Origin of the sequence: Thiobacillus sp. 65-1402 (genome assembly GCF_001897685.1) — a bacterium.
Lineage (GTDB): Bacteria > Pseudomonadota > Gammaproteobacteria > Burkholderiales > Thiobacillaceae > Thiobacillus.
Window position 1 is genome coordinate 1 of record NZ_MKUG01000117.1, and the last position, 23,268, is coordinate 23,268.

General features: G+C 65.0%; 26 protein-coding genes and 2 rRNA genes. 10 read left to right on the plus strand and 18 right to left on the minus strand.

All coding sequences use genetic code 11. The annotated features are described in order from the left end of the window. The 5 genes from BGO62_RS09570 to BGO62_RS09590 all read right to left on the minus strand — a co-directional run. Positions 1–432, minus strand: a 432-nt coding sequence (locus tag BGO62_RS09570; RefSeq protein ID WP_296641752.1) for an isoprenylcysteine carboxylmethyltransferase family protein, incomplete at its 3' end; no start/stop codon positions are given. 13 nt (positions 433–445) lie between these two features. Further along, the gene (gene folE, locus BGO62_RS09575; RefSeq protein ID WP_296641754.1) at positions 446–1,090 is read right to left on the minus strand and encodes a GTP cyclohydrolase I FolE; all 645 of its coding nucleotides are present in this window, start codon (positions 1,088–1,090) and stop codon (positions 446–448) included. Position 1,091: 1 nt separating this feature from the next. Beyond that, positions 1,092–1,874: a dienelactone hydrolase family protein gene (locus BGO62_RS09580; RefSeq protein ID WP_296641756.1), complete on the minus strand. Its 783-nt coding sequence runs from the start codon at positions 1,872–1,874 to the stop codon at positions 1,092–1,094. A gap of 258 nt (positions 1,875–2,132) precedes the next feature. After that, positions 2,133–2,669 carry a hypothetical protein gene (locus tag BGO62_RS09585; RefSeq protein WP_296641758.1) on the minus strand — a complete coding sequence of 179 codons (537 nt, stop codon included), beginning with the start codon at positions 2,667–2,669 and terminating at the stop codon, positions 2,133–2,135. Next, complete coding sequence (locus BGO62_RS09590) at positions 2,656–3,960, minus strand: hypothetical protein (protein WP_296641761.1); 1,305 nt, start codon at positions 3,958–3,960, stop codon at positions 2,656–2,658. Before BGO62_RS09590 ends, BGO62_RS09585 begins: the two co-directional genes overlap by 14 nt. Positions 3,961–4,382: 422 nt before the next feature. Between BGO62_RS09590 and BGO62_RS09595 the strand changes: the two genes are divergently transcribed. Beyond that, entirely contained in the window at positions 4,383–5,189 is an 807-nt protein-coding gene (locus tag BGO62_RS09595; protein WP_296641764.1) for an RNA pseudouridine synthase, read from the plus strand. A gap of 58 nt (positions 5,190–5,247) precedes the next feature. On the opposite strand, the gene BGO62_RS09600 is transcribed toward BGO62_RS09595, so the two are convergent. Beyond that, positions 5,248–5,580 (minus strand): TusE/DsrC/DsvC family sulfur relay protein, encoded by a 333-nt coding sequence (locus BGO62_RS09600; protein ID WP_296641766.1) that lies wholly within the window; start codon positions 5,578–5,580, stop codon positions 5,248–5,250. Positions 5,581–5,649: 69 nt separating this feature from the next. Then, on the minus strand, positions 5,650–6,219 hold the full coding sequence (locus BGO62_RS09605) for a YIP1 family protein (RefSeq protein WP_296641770.1): 570 nt from the start codon (positions 6,217–6,219) through the stop codon (positions 5,650–5,652). Between the two features lie 38 nt (positions 6,220–6,257). On the opposite strand from BGO62_RS09605, the gene BGO62_RS09610 reads away from it, so the two are divergent. Next, positions 6,258–6,821 (plus strand): MarR family winged helix-turn-helix transcriptional regulator, encoded by a 564-nt coding sequence (locus BGO62_RS09610; RefSeq protein ID WP_296641772.1) that lies wholly within the window; start codon positions 6,258–6,260, stop codon positions 6,819–6,821. Positions 6,822–6,949: 128 nt separating this feature from the next. On the opposite strand, the gene BGO62_RS09615 is transcribed toward BGO62_RS09610, so the two are convergent. The 6 genes from BGO62_RS09615 to BGO62_RS09640 all read right to left on the minus strand — a co-directional run bounded on the left by BGO62_RS09615 (position 6,950) and on the right by BGO62_RS09640 (position 12,358). After that, positions 6,950–7,627 carry an OmpA family protein gene (locus BGO62_RS09615; RefSeq protein WP_296641773.1) on the minus strand — a complete coding sequence of 226 codons (678 nt, stop codon included), beginning with the start codon at positions 7,625–7,627 and terminating at the stop codon, positions 6,950–6,952. A gap of 143 nt (positions 7,628–7,770) precedes the next feature. Then, a complete protein-coding gene (gene hemW / locus BGO62_RS09620) occupies positions 7,771–8,949 on the minus strand; it encodes a radical SAM family heme chaperone HemW (protein ID WP_296641774.1) in 1,179 nt (392 codons plus the stop codon). After that, positions 8,942–9,532, minus strand: coding sequence for an RdgB/HAM1 family non-canonical purine NTP pyrophosphatase (gene rdgB, locus BGO62_RS09625; protein ID WP_296641775.1), 591 nt, complete (start codon positions 9,530–9,532; stop codon positions 8,942–8,944). Before rdgB ends, hemW begins: the two co-directional genes overlap by 8 nt. Next, positions 9,529–10,257 (minus strand): ribonuclease PH, encoded by a 729-nt coding sequence (gene rph, locus BGO62_RS09630; protein WP_296641776.1) that lies wholly within the window; start codon positions 10,255–10,257, stop codon positions 9,529–9,531. The genes rdgB and rph overlap by 4 nt, the downstream gene beginning before the upstream one ends. A 73-nt stretch (positions 10,258–10,330) precedes the next feature. Further along, positions 10,331–11,239 carry a protein phosphatase 2C domain-containing protein gene (locus BGO62_RS09635; RefSeq protein ID WP_296641777.1) on the minus strand — a complete coding sequence of 303 codons (909 nt, stop codon included), beginning with the start codon at positions 11,237–11,239 and terminating at the stop codon, positions 10,331–10,333. 174 nt (positions 11,240–11,413) lie between these two features. After that, on the minus strand, positions 11,414–12,358 hold the full coding sequence (locus BGO62_RS09640; RefSeq protein WP_296641778.1) for a serine/threonine-protein kinase: 945 nt from the start codon (positions 12,356–12,358) through the stop codon (positions 11,414–11,416). Between the two features lie 101 nt (positions 12,359–12,459). On the opposite strand from BGO62_RS09640, the gene BGO62_RS09645 reads away from it, so the two are divergent. From BGO62_RS09645 to ubiA, 8 genes are all read left to right on the plus strand, one after another. Continuing rightward, positions 12,460–13,326, plus strand: coding sequence for a YicC/YloC family endoribonuclease (locus BGO62_RS09645; protein WP_296641783.1), 867 nt, complete (start codon positions 12,460–12,462; stop codon positions 13,324–13,326). 18 nt (positions 13,327–13,344) lie between these two features. Then, on the plus strand, positions 13,345–13,974 hold the full coding sequence (gene gmk, locus BGO62_RS09650) for a guanylate kinase (protein WP_296641784.1): 630 nt from the start codon (positions 13,345–13,347) through the stop codon (positions 13,972–13,974). Positions 13,975–14,004: 30 nt separating this feature from the next. Beyond that, complete coding sequence (gene rpoZ / locus BGO62_RS09655; protein ID WP_296641786.1) at positions 14,005–14,208, plus strand: DNA-directed RNA polymerase subunit omega; 204 nt, start codon at positions 14,005–14,007, stop codon at positions 14,206–14,208. Between the two features lie 46 nt (positions 14,209–14,254). Next, positions 14,255–16,399: a bifunctional (p)ppGpp synthetase/guanosine-3',5'-bis(diphosphate) 3'-pyrophosphohydrolase gene (locus BGO62_RS09660; RefSeq protein ID WP_296641788.1), complete on the plus strand. Its 2,145-nt coding sequence runs from the start codon at positions 14,255–14,257 to the stop codon at positions 16,397–16,399. Between the two features lie 34 nt (positions 16,400–16,433). Continuing rightward, entirely contained in the window at positions 16,434–16,814 is a 381-nt protein-coding gene (locus BGO62_RS09665) for a Rid family detoxifying hydrolase (RefSeq protein ID WP_296641791.1), read from the plus strand. Between the two features lie 9 nt (positions 16,815–16,823). Continuing rightward, positions 16,824–18,860, plus strand: coding sequence for an ATP-dependent DNA helicase RecG (recG, locus tag BGO62_RS09670; RefSeq protein WP_296641794.1), 2,037 nt, complete (start codon positions 16,824–16,826; stop codon positions 18,858–18,860). Between the two features lie 74 nt (positions 18,861–18,934). Further along, a complete protein-coding gene (locus BGO62_RS09675) occupies positions 18,935–19,468 on the plus strand; it encodes a chorismate lyase (protein WP_296641795.1) in 534 nt (177 codons plus the stop codon). Continuing rightward, positions 19,465–20,346: a 4-hydroxybenzoate octaprenyltransferase gene (gene ubiA, locus BGO62_RS09680; RefSeq protein WP_296641797.1), complete on the plus strand. Its 882-nt coding sequence runs from the start codon at positions 19,465–19,467 to the stop codon at positions 20,344–20,346. The genes BGO62_RS09675 and ubiA overlap by 4 nt, the downstream gene beginning before the upstream one ends. 7 nt (positions 20,347–20,353) lie before the next feature. Here ubiA and BGO62_RS09685 read toward each other — a convergent pair whose 3' ends face one another. From BGO62_RS09685 to BGO62_RS09705, 5 genes are all read right to left on the minus strand, one after another. Continuing rightward, entirely contained in the window at positions 20,354–20,983 is a 630-nt protein-coding gene (locus BGO62_RS09685) for a hypothetical protein (RefSeq protein ID WP_296641800.1), read from the minus strand. A gap of 17 nt (positions 20,984–21,000) precedes the next feature. Then, the gene (locus BGO62_RS09690; RefSeq protein ID WP_296641802.1) at positions 21,001–21,735 is read right to left on the minus strand and encodes a type III pantothenate kinase; all 735 of its coding nucleotides are present in this window, start codon (positions 21,733–21,735) and stop codon (positions 21,001–21,003) included. Then, positions 21,732–22,727 carry a biotin--[acetyl-CoA-carboxylase] ligase gene (locus BGO62_RS09695; protein WP_296641803.1) on the minus strand — a complete coding sequence of 332 codons (996 nt, stop codon included), beginning with the start codon at positions 22,725–22,727 and terminating at the stop codon, positions 21,732–21,734. Before BGO62_RS09695 ends, BGO62_RS09690 begins: the two co-directional genes overlap by 4 nt. Positions 22,728–22,823: 96 nt before the next feature. Next, positions 22,824–22,936 (minus strand): 5S ribosomal RNA (gene rrf / locus BGO62_RS09700). Positions 22,937–23,100: 164 nt separating this feature from the next. Beyond that, positions 23,101–23,268, minus strand: a 23S ribosomal RNA gene (locus BGO62_RS09705); the annotation flags it as partial.

A 23,268-nucleotide genomic window follows, 5' to 3' on the forward strand; every position in this document is an offset into this window, starting at 1 on the left:
GGCGTCGCCGAAGCGGGCATCGAGATGCGCTTCCTCGTGGCGGATCACGCCGTAGCGCAGCAGCAGCCAGATCAGCGGCGCGAACGCCAGCGGCCATGCCGTGGCCAGCCACAGCGTCACCCCGGCGTAAATGAACCAGTCGCCGACATAGATCGGATTGCGGCTGAAGCGGAACGGCCCGTCCATGCAGAGTTCGGACGCGCCCCGATAGGGGTTGACCGTGGTGCGATGGCGCTGGAAGGTCCACAGCGTCCAGATAAACAAGGCCAGCCCGATGCCGGCCAGCAGCCAGCCGAGCGCGTGCGTCACCGCGCCCCCGCCGAGCGGCAGCGCATGCACCTGGCGGTCCAGCCACCAGCCGCCGAGCAGGGCAGCCGCGTAGGGTGCGGGAGGCAGTATCCGCGTGGCCGGCTTGCTGGCGTGGAGGGTCATGTGGAATACCGTCCTAGCGCAGCTCCCGCTGCGTTACCGCGCGCAGGAATTCGTTGCGCATCTGGTCGCTGGCCAGGAAGCAGCCGGTGAAGGCCTGGGTGACGACGCGCTCGTCGCCGCGCCGGTCCTCGCCGAGCAGCAGACACAGCTGCTCGGCCTCGATGATGCACGCCGCGCCCTGCGCCTGGCCGTGCGTCACCAGCGCCTCGGCGATGTCGCGCGTCATCCATTCCTGATAGGTGAAGCGATGGCCGATGGCATCGACCAGGCGCGCGATGCGCCCGAAGCCGTGCAGCCGGCCGCCGGGAATATAGGCCACGTGCGCGACGCCGCGGAACGGCACCAGGTGGTGCGGGCACACGCCGTGCACCGCGATGCCGCGCACCACCACCATGTCGTTGCGGTCGTCGGCGAAGCCTTCGCCGAGCGCCTCGGCGGGTGCGATCGCATAGCCGCCGAGCAGCCGCTTCTGCCACAGTTCGCGCACGCGTTGCGCGGTGCGCCCGGTATGCACCGAATCCGGCGCGACCCCGCAGGCCACGAGCATGGCGTTCACCGCACGCTCGAACGCCGCCGGGTCGAATGCGCCGACTTGCGGAATGCCGAGGCTGCCGCTGGCGTGCGGGGCGTGGTCGTCGTGGTCGCAGGAACCGCTCATCTTATTTCAGCGTCGCCTTCAGGAATTCCAGCGTCCGCGTCCACGAATCGCTGTCGGCCGCGTTGTCGTATTTGAGCGGCAGCCCGAATTGCGCGGCGTAGCTGTCGGCCTCGCGGTTGGTGAAAGTATGTTTCACGCCGGGATAGGCCACCAGCATGTAATCCGCCTTGGCGTTGGCCATTTCGGTCTTGAACGCCTCGACCTGCTCGGGCGGCACGAGCGGATCGGCCTCGCCGTGGAAGATGCGCAGCTTGGCCTTGATGTCGCCCGGCTTGACCGCCACGTCGGTCGCCAGCACGCCGTGGTAGCTGACCACCGCCTTCAGCGGCTCGCCCGCACGCGCCATGTTGAGCACCACGCCGCCGCCAAAGCAGTAGCCCAGCGCAGCCAGCTCGCCTTTTTTCACGTTGGGCTGCTTGTCGAGGAATTTCTCGGCTGCCTGAAACCGGGCCAGCGCCAGCGGCGGATTCTTGTTTACGCTGCCGGCAAGCGCGCCTGCATCCTGCGGATTGTCGGCAATCTGACCGTTGCCGTACATGTCGACCACCAGCGCGACATAGCCCTCGCCGGCCAGCATGCGCGCGCGCTTCCTGGCGTAATCGTTGGCGCCCCACCACTCCGGCACCACCAGCACGCCGGCGCGTTTGCCCTTGATGGCGTCGTCAAACGCCAGATAGCCTTTCATGACGGTATCGCCCGCCTTGTAGCTGACATCCTTGCCGACCACGGCGGCGAGGGCGGATGAGGTGAAAAACAACAATGACAGGGCAAGCGCGGTTTTCATGGGCGTCTCCGGATCGAGGGATGGGTTGGTCGACCCAAAAGCATACCGCGCCCGCGCTTGCAATAACAACCGCGCCCGAACAGCGGCCATGCGCGCCTGCGGTTTGCTCGCGGCACAGCGGTAAACTTGCGCGCGGGCAGAGGAATTGCCTGCTCCGGGATGAGCGGTTTCAGGATTGGCCGGTCCATGTCCAGGATTCCGGATCGCCCCCCGTCCCCCCCCGCGACACGAAAACCTAAGCTGCCCGGCCGGATCCGACTAGGGTGCGTCGAGTAGCCGGCGGCGGATGCGCTGTTCTTCAGCGGCATCGATCAGTCCCTCGTCGAGCAGTTCCTGCATCACCTGCAACTGGCGCAGACGACGCTGGTAGACGGTCTCGATGGTGGCCGGGTTGCTGGCGGCTGGCGGTGGCGCGGGCGTTGTCGACGACGCGATTGCGGGTGCAGGACGCACGGCCGGCGCGGCATCGCAGTCGAGCGCAACCTTGAGTCCGCGCGCGAGGTCGTCGAGGGTCACCCGGTGAACGACGGTGTTGCAGCCCGCGCGACGCAACGTGACGGTGCCGTACAGGTGCGCCCGATTGTCGGGGTAGTCGTTCGGGTAAATGGCGCGCTCGCCGACAGTCAGCGGCGTGTTCCCAGCCTTGCCGCCGATCAGCATGACCTCGGCGCCCGATGGATCCGACTCGATGTGCAGTTTGCGCAGGGTCGGCTCGGCCGCCCCGGCAGTCAATGCGCACAGCAGCAGCGCAGCGGCGGAAAGCGTTCGGCAGCAGCCGGTGTCAGAAAGCCGCATCGAAGCCGAACAGAATGTAGTTTTCCTTGGTCAGGTGGCCGGTCCAGTAGGTGCCGGTCTTGGCTTTCTCGCCGAGGAAGTCGAAGTTGATCTCGGCAACGCCCTTGATGTTGCGCATGAAGTAATACGACGCGGTGAGGCTGAGGCTGTTCATATCGATGCCTTCATAGATGGTGTCGGTGTTGGCTAGATCGCCGGCATCGGCATGGTTGTATAGCAGCGAGAACGCCCAGCGCTCGCTGGGAATGTAGTCGATGCCGGCGAAGCCGCCTTGCCAGCGGTAGTCGCGGCTGGGGTCGGCATCGAGAAAACCGTCCCAGGCATTCCACAGATACTGCACATACCAATAGGTATTGCCGCCGAAGTCGCCCGACAGGTCCAGCCCCAAGGCGCGCTTGTCGGTGTTGCGAATGCCCGTATCCAGGCCGGCGTTGCCGACTGCGACACTGCGCTGCTTGCCGGACAGGCCGAACAGGCCGACGGCGACGGGCCCAAAACCGGTGCCGATGCGACCGAATGCGGTCTTGGAATTGTCGTTGTCGAACATCTTGTCGGGGCGGCGGTAGCCCGGGCTGTTGATATTCAGGTTGTCGTTGATGCCGTTGCCGTTGACCAGGCCGAATGCCAACTCAAACGGGCCGATGTCGCGGTCGAACAGCACACCGCGGTCATAAGTAATACCGGCCATGCGGTAAACCATGAAATCCTGGAACGGCAGGCGGATTTCGCGCGGAAACATCAGGTCGGAGAGCTGGAACTGGCCGAGTTGCATGCCAATGCCGGTGCCGAAGATGTCGGCATGCCGGAACCAGGCGTCCTCGACCAGTGCCGTGCTGTTGGCGCCCTTCTCGGCGAGGATGGTGTAGAAGTAATACGTGATGTTCTCGCTGAGCGGTGCGCTGGACAGGAGCTTGACCAGATAGGGCGACTGGAAGTCGGTGGTGGCCGAGTCGGTAGCGCCGGTGAGCGGATCGATCGATTTGCCATCGCGCGCCTGCACATAGGCCTGGCCGCGCACGGCGAAAGGGGGGTAGGCCGGCAGGGCGAGGAAATCGTCGTCGATCTTGGCGGCGCTGTCCTTCCAGTTCGGCAGGCGCATGTTGTTGGCGACGAAGTATTCCCCAAACTTGTTCAGACGGGGGAAGGCGGAGTGACAGGCGGCGCAGCTGAGGCTGTAGCGGCGCGCGAACTCCGGCATACCCCAGGCCGTCTGCAGGCCGGCGATCCAGAACACCGCGACCTGCAACGACAACAAGGCGCCGGCATAAACATGGTGAGCGGTGGAGTGCATTTTCGTCCCTCCCGGTCTCGCGGCGATGGCCGCATTTGTAATTATCCTGTCGCGACTGCCCCGCAGGCGGCCGCAAGTTTCAGGCTAGACCCCAAACATGGACGCGTCAAACCGGTCCCGTCTCGCCTGGCGATGCTGCGTTCATGATCAATCCGGCACCACCGGCACCCCGGCGTGCCTGTCCTCGATGACCGGGCGCCCGCCTTGTGCGCGACATTCTTGCCGACCGCGGCAGCAGGGGTGGGCGAAGCCAAAAAACAAGCATGACAGGGCGAGAAGGGTTTTCATGGACCGCTCCGGAGATGAACGCCCCAAGGGCATGCCGCGCCCATGCTCGCCTTGACAACCGCGTTCAGACGGCGGCCGGGCGCGCGGCGCTGACATCGCGTTAAACTGGCCCGCCCCACACCCTCCAGCTCACCATGACCGATCCCGTCCGCCTTGCCAAACGCGTCGCCGAACTCCGCGCCTGCTCGCGCCGCGAAGCCGAACAGATCATTGCCGGCGGCTGGGTGCGGGTGGACGGCGTCGTGATCGAAGAGCCGCAATTCCGGGTGACCGACCAGCGCATCGAAATCGACCCGCAGGCCGACCCCGCGCAAACCCAGGCCGTCACCCTGCTGCTGCACAAACCGCCCGGCTATCGCACGCGCCCGGGAGGCGACACGGACGACGAAGCCGCGCCCTTAGCGCACGCGCAGCAACTGCTCGCTGCCGCCGCCCGGTGGGCCGAAGACGCCTCCGGCATCCGCCCGCTGAAAAAGCATTTCGCCGGGCTGAGCTTGTGCGTACCGCTGGAAACCGACGCCAGCGGACTGGTCGTCTTCACCCAGGACTGGCGCGTGGCGCGCAAGCTGACCGAGGATGCCGCCACGCTGGAGCACGAAGTCATCGTCGAAGTCGCGGGCGAGCTCATCCCGCACGGACTCGAGCGGCTGAACCAGGGCATCCCCTCCCACCCGCATGGGGCAGGCCGTGGCGGCAAAGACGCCAAAGCGTCAGCAGCCACGCTCAATCGCCGCACCCCGCCTGCCATCAAGGTCAGCTGGCAAAGCGAGAACCGCCTGCGGGTAGCGTTGAAAGGCGCCCAAATCGGACAAATCGCCCACCTGTGCGAAGCCGTTGGCCTGCGCGTGGTGTCGATGAAGCGCATCCGTCTCGGGCGCGTGCCGCTGGCGCAGCTGCCGCCCGGCCAGTGGCGCTACCTGTATCCGGGCGAGCGGTTTTGAGGGCTGGCAACCGCTTCGCGCGCGTCTCGACTGCGCGAGCCCGGTGCCGGCGAACCCGTCAGCCGGTACTCCAGGCGCGCGGACGCTTCATCCCCGCGATCTTGCACGCCTGCTTGACATAGCCGTACGCGAACAGCCTGAAAAGCGCGTTGCGCGCATCGGCCCCCATGCGCTGGGACAGGTGCTTGATCACATAGCGGGCATCCGGGGCGATCTGGTGCTCTTCGTAGTATTCGCGCATGAAGCGGATGACGTCCCAATGCGCGTCGGTGAGCTTGACGTCCTCTTTTTGCGCGAAATATTCGGCGAGGGCTTCGCTCCATTCGCCGGGCTCGATCAGGTAGCCTTCCTCATCGAGGTCCGGCAAGTTCAGTGTTGCTGTTGCTTCCATCGTTCAACCTCCTCAGAAATGCCTGGCTCCGGTCAGCCTGGCAGGCCAGAAAACGGTGATTTCAGAATCTCAGGCAAGCGCCGGGACGAGCCCCAGCATGACCAGCATCACCCACGCGACCAGGCCGAGCGCCGTCACGGTATAGGCGATGTCGAAAGCGACGAGCCCCTCCTCGACCTTGAGGACGCTGCCCACGCCGCGGAAAATCAGCGCGACCGAGCCCGCCACTCCCAGGACGACCATAGCCATGATCAAGGCGACCTGGTCGGAGAAAAGCGCCAGCGACGAGAGCCAGAGCGGCACCGGCGCGACGGCGGCGAGCGTGAAAGCCTCGTGGTAATTGCTGCCGATCCCCTTGCTATTGGCCACCGACTTGATCGCCCAGGCCATCAACGGAACGCTGATCAGCTCGGCGATCAGGAAGAAGAGCGCGGCGATGCTCCACGCCTGGCCCGCGGTATCGGGAAACAGGGCTGCGCCCAAATGCTGTCCGGCATACTCCAGCATCAATGGCGGGAACAGCGAGAACGGCAGCACCAGCAGGGCAAACAGCTTGATGGCGGAGGGCTGTATGCGCGCGAACTCATTCCACCCTTCGGGCGACGAGACGAACAATTTGTGGATATGCAGGATACTCATGCGAATCTCCTCTTTGCGAGAGCGGTTTCTGGACGTGCATGCCGGGATTCCCGATCGCCGCCGCAGCGGACGTGGCGGCATGCCCGCGAAACCATCATGATTTATTTGTATCACAGCATGATATAAAAGCCAATAGAAAACCACTTGAGCCGCGATCAAACCCAATGCCCCCCTCCCCACTCAGCAAAAGCGACTTCGAGACGCTTTCCCATTTCCGTTATCAACTCCGTCGCTTCCTGCGTTTCAGCGAGGAAGCGACGCACCGCCATGGCATCACCCATCTTCAGTACCAACTGCTGCTACACACACGCGGATTTCCGGATCGCGAGTGGGCCACCGTCAGCGAATTGGCGGAACGCCTGCAGGCCCATCATCATGGTGTGGTTTCGCTGATCTCGCGGTGCGAAAAGCTCGGACTGGTGCAGCGCCAAGTGGGGCGCAACGACCGGCGCGCGGTGGAGGTGCACCTGACCCCGAAGGGAAACGATGTGTTGAACGCGCTCGCGGGCCAGCACCGCGACGAACTGCTCAAACTGCAAGGCATCTTCCGCGTACCTGGAGCGGATGAACTGGACGCCGGCGCAGGGACCGGCAAGCGCTGATCCGCCGGCTCGGACGCTCGACGGCAGCGAAACCCGGCCGATCAGGATCAGGCCGGGGGAAAGGGAGCAGCCGGGGAACGGCGAGCGCCTAGCGGCGCTCGCCCCGTGCTACACGCGGCGGGCCGGATTTATTGCGCGACGACGGGCTGAATCCACAGCTCGACGCGGCGATTGAGCTGGCGGCCCGCCTCGGTGCCGTTGTCCGCCCGCGGTTCGGTCTCGCCCTTGCCGTAGGCCTGCAGCCGCAGCGGATTGACATTCTGGCCGGCAAAATAATCGAGCACGGATTGCGCGCGGTTTTCGGACAGAGTCTGATTGGCTGCATTCGAACCGACGCTGTCGGTATGGCCGATCACCGCCACGGTGGTTTTTCCGTACTGGTTCAGCACCCTGGCGATCTTGTTCAATGTCGGCGTGTAGCCCGGTTTCAGCACGGAGGAGTTGGTGTCGAAGCCTGTGGTGGAAGTCATGCTGACCAGCAGGGCGTTGTCGCTGGCGCGTTTCTCCACGCTGATTTCGCCGCGCTGGATCTCGGCCTGCAATTGCTTCTGCAGATCCTTGGCCTGGGTGTCCATGTAATAGCCCACTCCGGTTCCCGCCAGGCCGCCGCCGACCGCGCCGATCAACGCGCCCTTGCCGCGATTCTTGTGATTGACGATCGCGCCCAGCGCCGCTCCGCTCACGCTGCCGATGATGGCGCCTTTCTGGGTGTTGCTCATGTCGCGGGAATCCCCCAGGTCGTTCGTCGCACAGGCAGAAAGCAGCAGTGCGGCCAGCAGGGGGGTCAGGAGTGCTCGTGTACGCATGGCGGAGGTTCGGATTCGTTGCGGGAGGCGCAAGTATGGCGCATCCGCCGGCATCGGGCGTAGCGGACATTTACCATTGACTTTTCCGCCTTCCGGCATCGGCGGCCCGTGCGCAGCCGCGCCCGGGCGCCCCGGTCCGCCCGCTACCCGGGCAGGAACAATTCCAGCAGATCGTTGAGGAAGCGCTGGCCCTGCAAGGTCGGCTTGAGATGGCCAGCGGCGGTCTCCATCAAGCCCCGCGCCTGCGCCTGTTCGAGCGCTGGCGCACAAACGAATAGCGGCAAGCCGGTGCGCTCCTCGAACAGCGCAGCGGGAACGCCGTCGTTGAGCCGCAGGGCGTTCATCATGAACTCGAACGGCAGGTCGCTGCGCGTGAGCGAGCGGACGTCGGCAATGTGGCGGCCCTGCCGAACCGCATCCATGTACTGCTGCGGATGCTTGGTGCGCATCTGCCGCAGGATGCGGTCGTGGAAACTGAGCTTGGAATGCGCGCCGGCGCCGATGCCGAGGTAATCGCCGAACCGCCAGTAATTGAGATTGTGGCGGCTGGCGTGATGCGGACGGGCATAGGCCGAGGTTTCGTAGTGCCGCAGGCCGGCCTCGGTCAACCTGGCTTCGATCGCCAGCTGCATGTCCGCGGCCAGGTCGTCGTCCGGCAGGTTCGGCGGTGCGCTGTGGCCGAACGGCGTGTTGGGCTCGAGCGTGAGGTGGTAGGCGGACAAATGCGGCGGCACAAATTCGAGCGCCGTTTCGAGATCGGCCAGCGCCTCGGCCAGCGTTTGCCCCGGCAGGGCGAACATCAGGTCGAGATTGAAGGTGTCGAAATGAGCGGCGGCCAGTTCGGCCGCGCGGCGAGCCTCGTCGCCGTCGTGGATGCGCCCGAGCGCCTCGAGGTGCTGCGGGTTGAAGCTCTGGATGCCGAGCGAGACGCGCGTCACGCCGGCTTCGCGAAACCCTGCGAACCTGGCCGCTTCCACCGTGCCGGGGTTGGCTTCGAGGGTGATTTCCGCGTTCGGGAGCAGCGGCATCAGCGTGCGCACGGCGGTCAGGATGCGGTCGATTCCCTCCGCCGAAAACAGGCTGGGGGTGCCGCCGCCGAAGAACACCGTGTGGATCGTGCGCCCCCAGACATCGGGCAGCGCGCGTTCCAGGTCGAGCAGCAGTGCGTCGATGTAGGCGGTTTCGGGAATGCCTTGCGCGGCGTGCGAATTGAAGTCGCAGTACGGACATTTCTTCACGCACCACGGCAAATGAATGTAGAGCGACAGCGGCGGCTGGACCCTCAGGCCGCTGCCGGCAAACCGGATGACGGATTCAGCCAAGCCGCTTCAGCTTGTCGGCCAGTTCGCGCAAGGCCTGGCCGCGGTGCGAAACGGCGTTCTTCTCGTCCTCGCCAAGCTCCGCGCCGGTTTTTCCAAACTGTGGCAGCAGGAAATACGGGTCGTAGCCGAAGCCGTTCTCGCCGCGCGGGGTGTCGATGATTTCGCCGTGCCAGCGACCCTCGGCGATCAGCGGCTCGGGATCGTCGGCGTAGCGCACCAGCACCATCACGCAATAATAGTGCGCGCGGCGGTTGGACTGGCCCGCGAGGGCGGCGATGAGCTTTTCATTGTTGCGTGCGTCGGATTTCGGCTCGCCGGCATAGCGCGCGGAATACACGCCGGGCGCGCCGTTGAGCGCCGCGACGCAGATGCCGGAGTCGTCGGCCAGCGCCGGCAGGCCGGTGTGCGCGCTGGCGTGGCGCGCCTTGGCGAGGCAGTTCTCGACGAAGGTGACGTGCGGCTCGGGGCATTCCGGGACGCCGAAATCGGACTGCGGCGCGGCTTCGATTTCGAGCGGTTCGAGGATGCGCGCGATCTCGCGCAGCTTGCCGGCGTTGCCGGAGGCGATGACGATTTTCTTCATGCCTGCAGCGCCTCGTATTGCGCTGCGGTGATCTGCGCGATGCCGGCGGTCGCCAGGTCGAGCAGGGCCTCGAGGGTGGCGCGCGAAAACGGCGTGCCTTCGGCGGTGCCCTGCACCTCGACGATGCCGCCGCTGCCGGTCATCACCACGTTCATGTCGGTGTCGCAGTCGGAGTCTTCCTCGTAATCGAGATCGAGCACCGTCTGGCCCTGATAGACGCCGACCGAGACGGCGGCGATGCTACCGGTGAGCGGGGTTTCGGCAAGCTTGCCGTCCTGCAGCAAGCCGGCGATCGCATCGGCCACCGCGACATAGGCGCCGCAGACGCTGGCGCAGCGGGTACCGCCGTCGGCCTGCAGCACGTCGCAGTCGATGTGCAGGGTGCGCTCGCCCAGCTTCTTCAGGTCGACCACCGCGCGCAGGCTGCGCCCGATCAGCCGTTGGATTTCCTGGGTGCGTCCGGACTGCTTGCCGCGCGCGGCTTCGCGGTCGCTGCGGGTATGGGTGGAACGCGGCAGCATGCCGTACTCGGCCGTCACCCAGCCCTCGCCGCTGCCCTTCTTATGCGGCGGCAGCTTGTCGAGCACGCTGGCGGTGCACAGGACGCGGGTGTCGCCCATCGTGACGAGCACCGAGCCTTCGGCGTGCTTGGTGAACCGGCGAGTGAAGGACAGGGCTCGCAGCGCATCGGGCGCGCGGCCGCTGGGGCGGGAAATCGGGGACATGGCGGGCAGTCGGGACGGAAAGCGCAATTTTACCGCGCCGCGCGTGCCCGCGCCCACCCGGAGCGGGCGTCGCTTATTTGGCGGAAATTTTCTGGATGGCCTGCTGGATTTCGGCAATGGCGCGCTCGATCTCGTCGTCCGACACAGCCGGCGTGCCGGACACGGGGCGCAGCGCGTTGATCTGCGTGGTGACGCCGCCGTCCGGCAGCGCCAGGGTGGAGATGGAATCCCTGCTCGGCATGCGCGCCTCGCCCCAGGTCATGGCGATCAGGCTGAGGTTGTCGCCGTGTGCGCCGCCGCGGAATTCGGCATGGTCCATCAGGTGGCGCACCGCGTCTTCGAGCGTGTAGGCATGCAGCAGGGCCGACACTTCCGGGATGCTGATCATCCCCCAGATGCCGTCGGTGCACAGCAGCATGGTATCGGCGTCGTGCAGCGGGACCGGCGCATTGCACTCCACCTGCGGCGCGACATAGCCGCCCAGGCAGTTGGACACCTTGTTGCGCTCCGGATGGTTGCCCGCCTCTTCTTCGCTGATGATGCCGTCGCGCACCAGTTGGGCGACGGCAGTGTGGTCTTCGGTGCGCGCGATCAGACCGCCGTCGCTGAACAGGTACAGCCGCGAATCGCCCACATGCGCCCAGTACGCGGTGTTGTCCTGCACCACCGCGGCAACGCAGGTGGTATGGGGGATTTCCAGCAGGTCCTGTTCGACCGCGTAATCGTTGATGGCGAAATGCGCGCGCGTGGTCACCTCGGCCAGGAAAGCCATCGGATCGTCCAGGCGCGGCTTGGCCATTTTCTGGAACTGCTCGGTCAGCGTCTGCACCGCGATCTGCGCCGCGATCTCGCCGTGCATGTGCCCGCCCATGCCGTCGGCCACCACCATCAGCAGCGCATCGCGGCTGTAGGAGTAGGCGACCCGGTCCTGGTTGTTTTTGCGCCCGCCCTGACGGAATGCCTGGTAGATGGTGAATTTCATGGTGCGCAGTCTAGGAGTCTGTCGTGCTTATGGGGTCGAAGCGAAAATTCGGCTGGGTGAGGCCGGATTTTGCCGATTTTCCCGGTCGACAGGCACTCCTTTGAGCGGAGAAAAGGCGAAATATGGACCGTCCAGGCGGATTGGCAGCCGATTCATCATAAGTCCGACAGGCTCCTAGAACAATTCCTTGCTCAGCGAACGCTTCAGGCTGCTCAAGAACGAAGTGCGCGGCGGCGTCATCGCGCTGCGGTCCATCAGCACTTTCTGCAGGCTGAATACGCTTTGCGGGCGCTCCATGTAGTTGAGCCTGAGGCAATGATCGATGGTCTCCAGCAACTGGTCGGAATAGGCGCCGCGCCAGTTGACCGTCGCCGGCACCAGCTTGTCGTTGAGCAGACGCGCATCCGCCGCCTGCGGCGGATAGCCCGCCAGACAGGCATAGAGGCTGGCGCCCACGCTGTAGACGTCGGTCCACGGCCCCAGCCGTTCGCGGTTGTGATACTGCTCGGGCGCAGCGAAACCGGGCGTATACATCGGCTGCAGCTTGCTTTCCTCCTGGGTCAGCGTCTGCCGCGCCGCGCCGAAGTCGATCAGCACCGGCGAGCCGTCGAGGCGGACATACAGGTTGGACGGCTTGATGTCGAGATGCAGCAGCTTGTGCGTGTGCACCTCGCGCAGGCCGTTGAGCAATTGGGCGAACACGCGCCGGATGAAGCTTTCGCGGATGCTGCCGCGATTGGCCTGGATGTGCTGCTGCAGCGTTTTGCCGCGCTCGAAGCGCATCACCATGTAGACGGTTTCGTTGGCACGGAAGAAGTTGGTCACGCGGATGACGTTGGGATGGTCGATGCGCGCCAGCGCCCGGCCTTCCTCGAAAAAGCACTTCATGCCGTGGCGGAAGACATTGTTGTTTTCGGATGAATTGGCCTGCACGATGACCGAGCCCTCGGTGCGCAGCACCAGCGCCCCCGGCAGGTATTCCTTGATCGCTACCGACTGGTTGGCGTCGTCGCGCGCCAGGTACACCATGCTGAAGCCGCCGCCACCGATCTTGCGCACGATGGTGTATTCGTTCAGCCGGTAACCGTTGGGCAGCGCTTGATTGGGTTGAGTCGCCATAGTCGAACGTCTATTATCTTTGCCTGTTAATCGGCCATGCCGCAAAAACCCACCCCGGCTCCGCGCCGGCAATCGTTCCATAACCCACGTTCAGGCCATCCATGACCGCCAGCATGACCGGGTTTGCCGCCCACAGCCTCACCCTCGACCATGCCAGCGTCGGCATCGATCTGCGCAGCGTCAATCAACGCTTTCTCGAACTGCACTTCCGCCTGGCCGATGAGTTCCGCTCGCTGGAGCCGCAACTGCGCGACCTGATCAATCGCCGTCTCGCGCGCGGCAAGGTGGAGTGCCGCATCAGCCTGAACCTGTTGCCTGCCGCCACGCTTGATAACGGCCTCAATCCGGCCATTCTTGAGCGCCTTTCGCACTGGCAGGCCGACGTGCTGCAGCGCCTGCCGAACAGCGCGCCGCTCTCCGTCAACGAGATCCTGCGCTGGCCCGGCGCGGTGCAAACCGCCACGCTGTCGCAAGACGCTCTGAACGAAGCCACCCTGGAAGGCATGCAGGCGGCGCTGGACGAACTGATCGAGAGCCGCCAGCGCGAAGGCGGCAAGCTGAAACGGCACATTCTCGACCGGCTCGACGCCGCCGAAGCGCAGGTGGCCGGCTTGCAGCCCCTGCTGCCGGCGCTGGCCGCGGCGCAGCGCGACAAGCTGGCGGAACGCCTGCGCGATGCGCTGGGCGAAACCGGGCACGAACGGCTGGCGCAGGAAGTCGCGCTGGCGGCGCAAAAAGCCGATGTCGACGAAGAGCTTTCCCGCCTCGCCACCCACTTTGCCGAGGTCCGCCGCGTGCTCGATCAAACCGGCGCCATCGGCAAGCGGCTGGATTTTCTGATGCAGGAACTGCACCGCGAAGCCAACACCCTGGGCTCCAAGTCGGTGGCGCTGGAGACTTCGCGCATTTCGCTCGAACTCAAGGTGCTGATCGAGCAGATGCGCGAGCAGGTGCAGAATATCGAATAACAGAAACCCGGAACGATCATGACCCCTACCCCCAGCAAAGGTGTGCTTTATATCGTCAGCGCCCCCTCCGGCGCAGGCAAGACCAGCCTGGTCAAGGCGCTGCTGAAAACCGACCCGACAATCCGCCTGTCGGTGTCCTACACCACGCGCGCGCCGCGGCCCGGCGAGACCGACGGCCGCGACTACCATTTCGTCAGCCGCGAGCGCTTCGAGGCGATGCTGGCCGAGGGCGAGTTTCTCGAGCACGCGGAGGTGTACGGCAATTTTTACGGCACCTCGAAAGGCGTCATCGCCCGCGATCTCGACGCCGGCCGCGACATCCTGCTGGAAATCGACTGGCAGGGCGCAGCCCAGGTGAAGGCGCATTTCCCGCAATCCGCGTCGATTTTCATTCTGCCGCCGTCGTTCAATGCACTGCGCACCCGCCTCAACGGACGTGGACAGGACAGCGCCGAGGTGATCGAGCGCCGGCTCGCCGCCGCGGCTCACGACGTCGCTCATGCCGGCGCGTTCGACTATATAATTGTCAACGATGACTTCGACCATGCCTTGCAGGACCTGGTCGCCATTACCCGCAGCATTCGTCTCGAAGCGGCGCGCCAGCTGGACCGGTACGCCGCGCTGTTCGACGAATTCGGACGCATCTAAACCCGCACCGCCTGAAGCAGGAGTATCCCTATGGCCCGCATCACCGTTGATGACTGCATCGACATGTTTCCCAACCGTTTCGAACTGACGCTCGCCGTGACCTATCGCGCACGCCAGCTGGCGCAGGGTTCGCAGCCCATGGTCGAATCGAAGGACAAACCCATCGTTACCGCGCTGCGCGAAATCGCTGCCGGCAAGGTCGGACGTGAAATCCTCAACCGGGGCCGCGCCTGAGCGTGCGCCCGCCCATCGACCGGCGCACGCAAGCCGCGCGCCGGCGATGATGCGCGAATTTGAATCGCTGCGTCCGGCCCTGGCCTACCTGCCGCCGGACGAAATCGGCACCATCGAACAAGCCTACGAGTTCAGCCGTAACGCCCACGAAGGCCAGTTCCGCAAAAGCGGCGAACCCTATATTTCCCACCCGCTGGCGGTTGCAGGCATCCTGGCCGGCTGGCATCTCGACACGCAGACCCTGACCGCCGCGCTGCTGCATGACGTGGTGGAAGACACCCCGGCCACCGCAGGCGAGATCGAGACGCGCTTCGGCAAGGCGGTCGCGCTGCTGGTGGAGGGGGTTTCAAAGCTCGACAAACTGGCGTTTGCATCCGAGCAGCAGGCGCAGGCGGAGAACTTCCGCAAGATGCTGCTGGCGATGGCGCAGGACGTGCGGGTCATTCTGGTCAAACTGGCCGACCGCCTGCACAACATGCACACCATGGGTGCGATGCCGGCCGAAAAACGCCGCCGCATCGCCGCCGAAACGCTGGATATTTACGCGCCGATCGCCAACCGCCTGGGACTGCATTCGGTATACCAGGAACTGGAAGATCTCGGTTTTCGCTACAGCCATCCCAACCGCTATCAGGTGCTGTCGAAAGCAGTCAAGGCGGCACGCGGCAACCGCCGCGAACTGGTCGACAAGGTCAGGATTGCGCTGCAGGAAAAACTCGAACTGTGCAAGGTCGAGGCCACCATCACCGGGCGCGAGAAACACCTCTACAGCATCTATCGCAAGATGCAGGAAAAAAACCTGGCGTTCTCCGAGGTGTTCGACATCTACGGCTTTCGCGTGGTGGTGCGCGACCAGCCCTCCTGCTACCTGGCGCTCGGCGCCCTGCACGCGCTGTACAAGCCCATCCCCGGAAAATTCAAGGACTACATCGCGATTCCCAAGGCCAACGGCTACCAGTCGCTGCATTCCATCCTGTTCGGCCCCAACGGCACCCCGATCGAAATCCAGATCCGCACCACCGACATGAACCGTCTGGCCGAGTCGGGCGTCGCTTCGCACTGGATGTACAAATCCGCCGACACTGCACTGAACGAGGTGCAGACGCGCACCCACCGCTGGCTGCAATCGCTGCTCGACATCCAGGCCGACCATGGCGACTCGCCCGAATTCCTGGAACACATCAAGGTCGACCTGTTCCCGGACGAAGTCTACGTGTTCACCCCCAAGGGCAAGATCATGGCATTGCCGCGCGGCGCCACGGCGGTGGATTTTGCGTTTGCCGTGCACACCGACGTCGGCCGCCACTGCGTGGCGGTGAAGATCAATTACGAACTGATGCCCCTGCGCACCCAGCTTCGAAACGGCGACCACGTCGAAATCCTCACCGCTGCCAACGCCAGCCCCAATGCCGCCTGGCTGAATTTCGTCGTCACCGGCAAGGCGCGTTCGCATGTGCGCAACTACCTGCGCAATACGCGGGTGGAAGAGGCGGCGGCGCTGGGCGAACGCCTGCTCAACAATGCACTCGCCACGCTCAATCCCGAAGCGGTCGTACCCGACTTCGCCATCTGGGAGCGGCTGGTCAAAGACTATGGCCTGCAAAACCGGCAGGAATTGCTGGCGGGAATCGGCTTGGGCCGCAAATTGCCGCTGGTGGTGGCGCATCAGCTGTTGCACGTGCAGGGCGAGAAAACCGGCGAACCGGCACACCCCCACGCCATCAGCATCCGCGGCACCGAAGGCATCGCGGTCGAACTGGCGCAATGCTGCCATCCGATCCCCGGCGACCCGATTCTCGGCTTCATCCACAAGGATCGCGGCCTCATCATCCATACCCACGACTGCCCTTCGATCCGCGCCTTCCGCACCGACCCCGACAAATGGCTGGATGTGGAATGGGAGGCCGAGCCCGGCCACATGTTCGACGTCTCGATCAAGGTCGTCGTCGGCAATCAGCGCGGCGTGCTGGCCAAGGTCGCGGCCGCGATTGCCGAGCACGGCTCCAACATCGGCAACGTCGCGATGGAAGAGGAAGACGGCAGCCCCTACACCGTGCTGTTCTTCACCGTGCAAGTGGAAAACCGCATGCACCTTGCACGCGTCATGCGCGGCCTGCGCGCGCTGCCCGACGTGGTGCGGATTTTCCGCATCAAGGGGAAAAAGGACGGCCGCGCCGCGCCCCCCCAATAAGCCCATCTCAACCACCTGGCACCAGGAACCCAGCATGAACAAAAGCATCATCCAGACCGCCGACGCGCCTGCCGCGATCGGCACCTATTCGCAGGCCGTGCGGGCCGGCCATACCGTGTACCTGTCCGGCCAGATCGGTCTCGACCCCGCCTCCATGCAACTGGTGGACGGCATCGAGCCGCAGATTCATCAGGTGTTCAAGAATCTGGCCGCCGTGGCTGCGGCTGCGGGCGGCTCGCTGGCGGACGTGGTGAAGCTGAACGTGTTCCTCACCGACCTCGGCCACTTCCCCAAAGTCAACGAGATCATGGCCGGCTACTTCAGCCAGCCCTACCCGGCACGTGCCGCGGTGGGGGTGGCCGCGCTGCCGCGCGGCGCACTGGTCGAGGCCGACGCGGTCATGGTGACCGGATAAATTGCCGCCTTGAAAGCGGCCTCACCGTTTTCCTTTCCCGTCAGTCCTGCGCTCGCCGCCAAACTCGCCAAGCTGGGCCTCGCGCGCGATGCCGACCTGGTGCTGCACCTGCCGCTGCGCTGGGAGGACGAAACCCGCGTGACACCGATCCGCGACCTGCTTCCGGGGCAGACGGCGCAGGTGCAGGCGGTGGTGCGCGAGGCCAGCGTCGCCTACCGGCCGCGCCGCATGCTGACGCTGACGGTGGAGGATGCCGGCGGCGTGCTCGGCATCCGTTTCCTGAATTTCTACCCCAGCCATCTCAAGCTGTTCCAGCCGGGCGCCAGCTTCCGCTTCAACGGCGAAGTCCGCGGCGGTTTTCTCGGGCTGGAGATGGTGCATCCGCGCTTTGCCAAGGCCGATGACGACACGCCGCTGCCGACGCAACTAACGCCGGTTTACCCCACCACGGCCGGCCTCGGTCAGGCCACATTGCGCAAGCTGGTCGAGCGTGCACTGGCGGCGCCAATCGCCGACACTCTGCCCGCCGACTGGCTGGCCGAACTCGATCTGCCTGACCTGCAAGCCAGCATTCGCCTGCTGCACCAGCCTCCGCTCGACTGCGCATTGAACGAACTCGAATCGCGCCGTCATCCCGCGTGGCAGCGGCTGGCCTTCGACGAGCTGCTGGCGCAGCAGCTGTCGCTGGCCAGCGCACGCCGGCAGCGGCAGTCGCGCCCGGCCCAGCCGTTACCGTCCCGGCAACAGCTGACCACCGGCTTCATCGGCACGCTGCCGTTCGCGCTGACCGCCGCGCAGGCGCACGCCTGGCAGGAAATCAGCGCCGACCTCGGCGAGCCGCACCCGATGCGCCGACTGCTGCAGGGCGACGTCGGCAGCGGCAAAACCGTGGTCGCGGCGCTGGCCTGCCTGCAGGCGATCGAAAACAGATTTCAGGCCGCCTTCATGGCGCCGACGGAAATTCTCGCCGAACAGCATTTCCGCAAATTGTCGCCGTTGTTGTCAGCACTCGGCGTGCGCTGCGCCTGGGTGTCGGGCAGCCAGCGCAAAGCCGAGCGTGCCGCGGCGTGGCAGGCGATTGCCGCAGGCGAAATCGATCTGGCATTCGGCACCCACGCACTGTTCCAGGAGGCTGGCAGCTTCGCCCGCCTGGGCTTGGCGGTCGTCGACGAGCAGCACCGTTTCGGCGTCGGCCAGCGCCTGGCGCTGATGCAAAAGGGCACGGAGCCACACCAGTTGATGATGAGCGCAACGCCGATCCCGCGCACCCTGGCGATGAGTTTTTTTGCCGACCTCGATGTATCCGTCATCGACGCGCTGCCGCCGGGACGCACGCCGATCGTCACCAAGCTGGTCAGCGCCGCGCGCCGCGACGATGTGCTGGCCCGGGTGCGCGAGGCCTGCCTCGCCGGCGGCCAGGCCTACTGGGTGTGCCCGCTGATCGAGGAATCCGAGAAGCTGCAATTGCAGACCGCGCAGGACACCCATGCCGCGCTGACGGCGCAGCTCCCGGAACTGCGCATCGGTCTGGTGCACGGGCGCCTAAAGCCGGACGAGAAACAGGCGGTGATGGCGGCGTTCCAGGCGCACGAAATCGACCTGCTGGTCGCCACCACCGTGATCGAGGTCGGCGTCGACGTGCCCAACGCCGCGCTGATGGTAATCGAGCATGCCGAGCGCATGGGGCTGGCGCAGCTGCACCAGTTGCGCGGGCGGGTGGGGCGCGGCAGCCGCGAATCGGTATGCGTGCTGCTGTATCAGGCGCCGCTGTCGGAACTCGCACGTGCCCGGCTCAAGGTGATTTTCGAGTTGAGCGACGGTTTCGAAATCGCCCGCCAGGACTTGCTGCTGCGCGGCCCCGGCGAACTGCTCGGCCACCGCCAGAGCGGCCTGCCGATGCTGCGGTTTGCCGATCTGGAGCGCGATGCCGCGCTGCTGGAAGCCGCACGCAATCTGGCGCAGCGCTGTCTCGCCGGCCATCCCGACATCGCCGCGCGCCACCTGGATCGCTGGATCGGCCAGCGGCAGGCGCTGTCGTCGATCTAGGGCATGTTAACCCTTGGGCGTTCATCGCCGGGCTGCGGCATAATGCCCCCTTTCCGCTTTGTGAACCGCACGCCGTGCTCGATTCCCGGCAGGGCTGGCTTGCCCACCCGCACTCGCTTCCGCGCTCGCTGCGCAGCTGGCTCAGCGATCACGGTTCGCTCACCCAGCGCCTCAAATCGCGCTGCGCGTCGTTTCGCGTCGCGCCGCTTGCCGTCGGGATGGCGCGCGCCCACGCCGACGAATACGCGCTGCTGGGCATGGCGCCGGGCAGCCGCGCCTATGTGCGCGAAGTCATGCTGCTGTGCGACGGCGTGCCGGTGGTGTTTGCCCACAGCGTGCTGCCGCCGGCCGGTCTGCGCGGCGGCTGGAGCGGCATCACGCGGCTGGGCAGCCGGTCGCTCGGCGATGCCCTGTTCAGCGACCATCGCATCGAGCGCCAGCCCCTGGCCTACCGCCGCGTGCGGCGCGATCATCCGCTGTACCGCGCCACCGCCAGGCAGCAGACGGTAAGCGCGCGCAGCCTGTGGGCGCGCCGTTCCGTTTTCTGCCTCAACAGCCACCCGCTACTGGTAACCGAAGTCTTTCTGCCCGCCATCTACGCGCTATGACCCTGACCGAACGCCTGTCCCACTATGAAAAACTGATGCGCCTGGACAAGCCGATCGGCATCCTGCTGCTGCTGTGGCCCACGCTGTGGGCGCAATGGCTCGCCAGCAACGGCGATCCGGACTGGCTGATCCTGTGGATATTCGTCATCGGCGTGGTGCTGATGCGCTCGGCCGGCTGCGTCATCAACGACTACGCCGACCGCGATTTCGATCCGCACGTGGCGCGCACCCGCGAACGTCCGCTGGCAGCCGGCAAGATAGCGCCCAGGGAGGCCCTGCTGCTGGCGGCCGGCTTGTCCCTGCTGGCGTTTCTGCTGATCCTGCCGCTGAACAATCTGGTGCTGGGACTGTCGGTCGTGGCGCTGTTTCTGGCCGCCAGCTATCCGTTCACCAAGCGTTTCTTTGCGATTCCACAGGCCTATCTCGGCATCGCATTCGGCTTCGGCATCCCGATGAGCTATGCCGCGCTACGGGGCGAAGTCCCGCTGGAAGCCTGGCTATTGCTGACGGCCAACATCTTCTGGGCGATTGCCTACGATACGCAATACGCCATGGTCGACCGTGCGGACGACCTCAAGATCGGCATCAAGACCTCGGCAATCACCTTCGGTCGCTTCGACCTGGCCGCCATTGCCGTGTGCTATGCGGCGACGCTGGGGCTGCTCGCCTGGGTCGGGCTGCAGCGGGAAATGGGCTTGGCGTTCTACGGCGGGCTGGCGGCGGCAGCTGCGATCGCGCTTTATCACATGAAGCTGATCCGGCAACGCGATCCGCGCCAATGTTTTCGCGCGTTCCTGCACAACACCTGGCTCGGCGCCGCGGTGTTCGGCGGCATTGCGCTGGACTATCTGCTGCGCAGCAAGGGCCTGCTCCCATAGCCCCTAGTTATGACGGGCAGGCGACCCGCGACTGCTGGCTGTCCGGATAGGCTTGCTTGATCCCGCCCAGGCTTTTCAGCGCGTCCGGATCTTCGCTGCGAATCACGAAGTAATACTCCGTACCCTGGCGCGCCTGCAATTCGACGCGCGTGCCGAGCACGCCCCTGGCCTCGACTTCGCGCGCCCTCCGGCGCGCGGCTTCATCGTTGGCATACAGGCCGAGCGAAATGGCATTGCGCCAGACACCGTCCCTCACCACAAAGGCATCCGGCACGCCCGCCGCCGCCAGCTCGCTCAACTTGGCAGCCGCCGACTCGGCGCTGGGTAGCGGCGGGAAAATTACCCAGTACCGGGTATTCAGCGGCACCTCGGTAAATGACATCGCGCGTTCGTGCGCCAACGCCTTGAGCTGCTCGCGCACCTGATTGCGTTCCTCCCCGCTTAACCCGCGCCATTCCACACACAGGGCCTCCGCTCTCGCCGCCTGTTGCGGAGGCGGCACGCTCGATGGATGCGCCGACTCGCTGCGCAGGCTGAGACGCTCCACGTTCATCGGTGCATTCTGTCCTGATGCAGGCTGCGGCCAATGGCCGCGCCCGATGAAAAATCCCGCCACCGCAAGGTTGAGGGCCAGCAATGCCCAGGCAATCCATTTCATCGTGACAAACCCTCTCCGGCAACGCGATCTATGCCTTCCAGCACCAGCGCGGGCACATGTTCGGCAGACACCTTCAAATGCGGCAACACCTCCCCGGCATCGCCGCCTGTCAGCAGGCAATGCGGCGGCGCGGCGGCGGCTTCAGCCAGATGCGCATACTGCTGTTGAATCGCGCCGCACAGCGCAGCGACGATGCCGCTCTGCACCGCGTCGGCCGTGTTGCGCGGAAATGTCCGGCACGCCCCCGCCTGCACCGCCACGCGCGCGGTGCCCTGCCGCAGTGCCTGCTGCATCAGGGGCATGCCGGGCACGATCAATCCGCCCAAGAAAACCCCGTCCGCCGTCAGGGCGTCCACCGTCATCGCCGTCCCGACCGACACCACCAGTACGGGCGAACGGGTACGCTGGCGCGCGGCAATCAGACCCATCCAGCGGTCAACGCCGAGTTGCCGAGGGTCCGTGTAAGTATTTTTCACATCCGCAAAGCCGGCTTCAGCCATCAGCCAGCGGGGGACGATGCCCGATGCTTCTAACAGTGCAGTCAGCCGCCGTTCGTGCTCGGCACGTGCCACGCTGGCGATGACGCAGTCCATGCCTGGCGTAAGGCGCTGCGTGAAGCCAGACAGATCGGCGTAATCGTTGTTGCCCTGATCGCACCACCGCCCGGCCTCGGCCACGGCCCACTTCAGCCGCGAATTGCCTGCATCGATCAACAGGCGGCGCCCGCTCATCGTCCGGCATCCAGTCGCAGGCTGATTTCACCGCCACTGTAGATGTTCATGTTGGCCTGCCCGTCGCGCAGCAGAAATGCCCCCGTCTCGTCCACGCCGGCTGCCACCCCCTGAACGCTGCGGGCATCCGGCAGCAGCAGCGCCACCGCCTTGCCGGCATAAGCATCCAGCGCCAGCCAGTCCTCGCGCAGGGCGGCGAAGCCACGCTGACGGAACAGGGTCGACACGGCATGCAGTTCCCGCAGGCAGTCCGCCAGCAATTGATTGCGCCCCACTGTCACCCCCATTTCGGCCAGATCGACCACAGCCTGATCGACCGCATCGCGTTGCGCCTCGTTCAGTCGCACATTCAACCCAACCCCCACCACGGCGAAGGCCGCCCCGTGCATGTCGCCCTGCACTTCGACCAGGATCCCGGCCAGCTTGCGATAGTCCACCAGCACATCGTTCGGCCATTTCAACCGCGCCGGGTGGCGGCTGTGACGATTCACCGCACGCGCAATCGCCAAACCCACGGCGAGGCTCAACCCCGCCAACGATTGCAGACCGCTCTCAAAACGCCACAGCAACGAAAACGTCAGGCTGCCCCCTAGCGCCGAATGCCAATGCCGGCCGCGCCGACCCTTGCCGGCTTGCTGGTGTTCGGCACACAGCAAGCTGCCATCCGCAGCGCCGCTCAGGGCGGCAGCCATCAGGGCTGTGTTGGTCGAATCCACGCTGTCGCGTAGGTTTATCGCATAGGCTGGCGCCAGGGTTCCCAGGTGGCGTGCGACAACATCGCCGTCCAGCCACTCCACAGGATCGGGCAACCGGTAGCCGCGCCCACGCACCGCGTGGACCGTCAGCCCCATCGACTCCGACTGACTAAGCATGTTGTAGATGCTGGCGCGCGAAAGCCTGAACTCATGCGCCAGCGCCTGGCCCGAATGAAATCGGCCATCCGACAGGCGGCGCAGGATCGGGAACAGGGCTTTGCTGGTTCGGGTGTTCACCCGCCGGATTTTACATGGCTTGAGCCGGCGAACTCCCAATAAAAAACCCCCTCGATTTGAGGGGGTTTTGTTGTACCTTTTGGGTACGCATAAGGAGTCTGACGATGACCTACTTTCACAGGCGAATGCCTACTATCATTGGCGCGGGAGCGTTTCACCGTCCTGTTCGGGATGGGAAGGGGTGGTTCCACTCTGCTATGGTCGTCAGACAAAGGGGTGAGGATCAAGGCTAGCCTTGACCCAGCATTCGAATTGTCTGGGGTGCCGATCGTCTTTCGACGTTCAGCCGACTGAACTGGAAGAAGGTGTTGGGTTGAGGTTGTATCGCATACACACACTGCTCTGTATCAAATACAGCGCTTCTCAAAATTATAGGATCAAGCCTCACGGGCAATTAGTACTGGTTAGCTTAACGCATTACTGCGCTTCCACACCCAGCCTATCAACGTCCTGGTCTCGAACGACCCTTCAGTGTGATCAAGTCACAAGGGATATCTTATCTTGAGGCAAGTTTCACGCTTAGATGCTTTCAGCGCTTATC

Bases quoted from the DNA above. Each gene is read 5' to 3' on its own strand.
- BGO62_RS09635 (WP_296641777.1), bottom strand. From the start codon at position 11,239: ATGAAATTCACCATCTACCAGGCATTCCGTCAGGGCGGGCGCAAAAAC.
- BGO62_RS09605 (WP_296641770.1), bottom strand. From the start codon at position 6,219: ATGAGTATCCTGCATATCCACAAATTGTTCGTCTCGTCGCCCGAAGGG.
- gmk (WP_296641784.1), top strand. From the start codon at position 13,345: ATGACCCCTACCCCCAGCAAAGGTGTGCTTTATATCGTCAGCGCCCCC.
- BGO62_RS09610 (WP_296641772.1), top strand. From the start codon at position 6,258: ATGCCGGGATTCCCGATCGCCGCCGCAGCGGACGTGGCGGCATGCCCG.
- BGO62_RS09640 (WP_296641778.1), bottom strand. From the start codon at position 12,358: ATGGCGACTCAACCCAATCAAGCGCTGCCCAACGGTTACCGGCTGAAC.
- BGO62_RS09690 (WP_296641802.1), bottom strand. From the start codon at position 21,735: ATGAGCGGGCGCCGCCTGTTGATCGATGCAGGCAATTCGCGGCTGAAG.
- folE (WP_296641754.1), bottom strand. From the start codon at position 1,090: ATGAGCGGTTCCTGCGACCACGACGACCACGCCCCGCACGCCAGCGGC.
- BGO62_RS09580 (WP_296641756.1), bottom strand. From the start codon at position 1,874: ATGAAAACCGCGCTTGCCCTGTCATTGTTGTTTTTCACCTCATCCGCC.
- rpoZ (WP_296641786.1), top strand. From the start codon at position 14,005: ATGGCCCGCATCACCGTTGATGACTGCATCGACATGTTTCCCAACCGT.
- rph (WP_296641776.1), bottom strand. From the start codon at position 10,257: ATGTCCCCGATTTCCCGCCCCAGCGGCCGCGCGCCCGATGCGCTGCGA.
- ubiA (WP_296641797.1), top strand. From the start codon at position 19,465: ATGACCCTGACCGAACGCCTGTCCCACTATGAAAAACTGATGCGCCTG.
- BGO62_RS09590 (WP_296641761.1), bottom strand. From the start codon at position 3,960: ATGCACTCCACCGCTCACCATGTTTATGCCGGCGCCTTGTTGTCGTTG.
- BGO62_RS09660 (WP_296641788.1), top strand. From the start codon at position 14,255: ATGATGCGCGAATTTGAATCGCTGCGTCCGGCCCTGGCCTACCTGCCG.
- BGO62_RS09595 (WP_296641764.1), top strand. From the start codon at position 4,383: ATGACCGATCCCGTCCGCCTTGCCAAACGCGTCGCCGAACTCCGCGCC.
- rdgB (WP_296641775.1), bottom strand. From the start codon at position 9,532: ATGAAGAAAATCGTCATCGCCTCCGGCAACGCCGGCAAGCTGCGCGAG.
- BGO62_RS09600 (WP_296641766.1), bottom strand. From the start codon at position 5,580: ATGGAAGCAACAGCAACACTGAACTTGCCGGACCTCGATGAGGAAGGC.
- BGO62_RS09665 (WP_296641791.1), top strand. From the start codon at position 16,434: ATGAACAAAAGCATCATCCAGACCGCCGACGCGCCTGCCGCGATCGGC.
- BGO62_RS09615 (WP_296641773.1), bottom strand. From the start codon at position 7,627: ATGCGTACACGAGCACTCCTGACCCCCCTGCTGGCCGCACTGCTGCTT.
- BGO62_RS09645 (WP_296641783.1), top strand. From the start codon at position 12,460: ATGACCGCCAGCATGACCGGGTTTGCCGCCCACAGCCTCACCCTCGAC.
- BGO62_RS09585 (WP_296641758.1), bottom strand. From the start codon at position 2,669: ATGCGGCTTTCTGACACCGGCTGCTGCCGAACGCTTTCCGCCGCTGCG.